This is a genomic window from Lentibacillus sp. (genome assembly GCF_035301925.1).
Taxonomy (GTDB): Bacteria; Bacillota; Bacilli; order Bacillales; family Amphibacillaceae; genus Lentibacillus.
Genome location: NZ_DATGTI010000134.1, coordinates 1 through 2,284, shown reverse-complemented (window position 1 = coordinate 2,284; position 2,284 = coordinate 1). Strand labels below are relative to the sequence as shown.

Sequence of the window (2,284 nt, the reverse complement as noted above, 5' to 3'; positions counted from 1 at the left end):
GCAGGCCGCCGCTCGGACCGGTCGCACCCAAAGCACATGATATGGGCAGGGAATATTCGGTGTTGTCGAGTTTGCATCCACTGTATCCAACAGCACCTAAACCATATATTTTTTCTGATGATGAGGAGATTGTCGGCAGTCCGTTTTTTATTATGGAAAGACGAAATGGCATTGTGATAGATTCCGAGTTTCCTGACCACATCAGCTATGAACCGGCTCTTGGTAAAAAGCTTTCGGAATTGATGGTCGATAAATTGGCAGAATTGCATCAAATTGATTATACAAAAACAGAACTTGTTAATATGACCAAACCGGATGGATTTATGGAACGACAGGTAGCCGGATGGAACAAGCGTTATGAACGGTCCAAGACGGATGATGTACCTGGTGTTGAAGAACTGATGAAGTGGCTGGAAAATCATGTTCCCGCTTCACCGGATCCGGCGGTTATTCATTATGATTACAAGTTAAACAATGCCATGTTTTCCGAGGATTTGAGTGACATGACGGGCTTATTTGACTGGGAGATGACAACAGTGGGCGATCCGCTTGCAGATCTTGGCGCTGCCATGAGTTATTGGATTCAGGCAGATGACCCGGATGAATTGAAAAAAGGTCTCGGACAACCGCCGGCAACCATTAAGGAAGGCTTTTACACACGCCGGGAATTTTTGGATGCATATGCCCGAAAGAGCGGCCGGGATGTGTCCAACATTAATTTTTATTTGACTTTTGCCTATTTTAAGCTTGCCGTTATCTGTCAGCAAATTTATTACCGGTACCACAGAGGTCAAACCGATGATCCGAGGTTTGCTCATTTCAATCGTTTTGTTGCCAATCTGGTTCAATATGCACTCAATACCATCAAAGGCGTGTGATACATGATGAAAATTCATCTGCTTTGGAAAAAGGAAGAAATCAATGAAAGTCGAATAAGTGATGATAAAATCGCCGTTGTATTTGATGTGCTTCTGGCAACATCGACCATCGCATCCTGTCTCGCATCCGGTGCAAAGCGGGTGATTCCGGTGCTGAATGAGGCGGAGGCATTGGAGAAATCGAAAACGTTGCATTACGGGCAGGCTGATGATGTATTGCTGGCAGGGGAAAGTGATGGGGTGACCATTGACGGTTTCGTGGATCCTGTCCCGGCGGTGTTAAACGAACAGGTTCCGGGTAAAACCGTTATTCTGTCGACGACAAATGGGACTGTTGCGATTCGAAAAGCAGCAATGGCGAAAAAGGTTTATACGGCATCTCTTTTAAATGGAAAGGCTGTAGGAAAGCGTATTGCCGACACGTATGAAGATGAGACAATTGTGGCTATCTGCTCGGGATCAAAAAACACTTTTTGCCTTGAAGACTATTATGGTGCCGGTTATTTTATCGCCTGTCTCATGGACGAATTTGGCCAAAAAAGCGTGGATTTGACGGACAGTGCATTATCGGCAAAGTTATTTTATGACCATTTGGCTGATCAGGCGGTCAGTGTATTAAATCAATCGCGTGTTGGAGGAATGCTGTCGAAATACGGTTTTCATGATGATGTTGCCTTTGTTAGTCAGCAGGGGACGCTGGATGTTGTGCCGCGATTGAATAATGAAGCGAATGCCCTAACAAATGACGTAATTGATCCTATAACAACTGCTGAAAGGAGCGTGAACGAATGAAAGTCGTGCAATTTGCAGAATATGGTGGGCCGGATGTCCTTGAAGTAACGGATCAGCCGGCACCGGAACCAGGTGATGGCGATGTGGTCATTGAGGTGAAAGCAATTGGTGTTAATTATGCCGATACGGCGAGACGTGAAGGGAAATATGTTCTCCCAACAGAACTGCCGTTTATTCCGGGCACAGAGGTTGCCGGGGTCGTCGCTGAAACGGGTCCGAACGTGAAGGGTGTTAAAAAGGGAGTACGTGTTGCTGCACTGACCGGATCAGGTGGTTACGCCGAATATGTCAAAACAAAAGCGGATACACTCATTCCCGTTCCTAATGGCGTTTCATTTGAAAAAGCAGTGGCACTGCCTCTTCAGGGTCTTAGTGCTTACCACATTTTAAAGACGATGGGAAGGCTTGGAGAAGGTGAAACGGTACTTGTGCATGCTGCCTCAGGTGGAGTCGGTTCATTAGCTGTCCAGCTTGCTAAAAAGTTTGGTGCAGGAAAAGTGATTGCAACGGCCAGTACACCGGAAAAGTTACAGCTTGCTGACAACATGGGAGCAGACCATCTTGTGAACTATTCAGAGGATGCCTGGGAAGAAAAAGTCCGCGCATTGACCGGC

Annotated in this window: 3 protein-coding genes; all 3 read left to right on the top strand. The window is 46.3% G+C overall.

The genetic code is table 11. The features are described 5' to 3' along the window. The coding region (locus VK080_RS11255) for a phosphotransferase family protein (RefSeq protein WP_324224859.1) at nt 1–878 on the top strand (878 nt) is incomplete at its 5' end. Between the two features lie 3 nt (nt 879–881). Continuing rightward, entirely contained in the window at nt 882–1,670 is a 789-nt protein-coding gene (locus VK080_RS11250) for a 2-phosphosulfolactate phosphatase (protein ID WP_324224858.1), read from the top strand. Beyond that, on the top strand, nt 1,667–2,284 hold a 618-nt coding region (locus VK080_RS11245; protein ID WP_324224857.1), incomplete at its 3' end, for a quinone oxidoreductase family protein. The genes VK080_RS11250 and VK080_RS11245, both read left to right, overlap by 4 nt.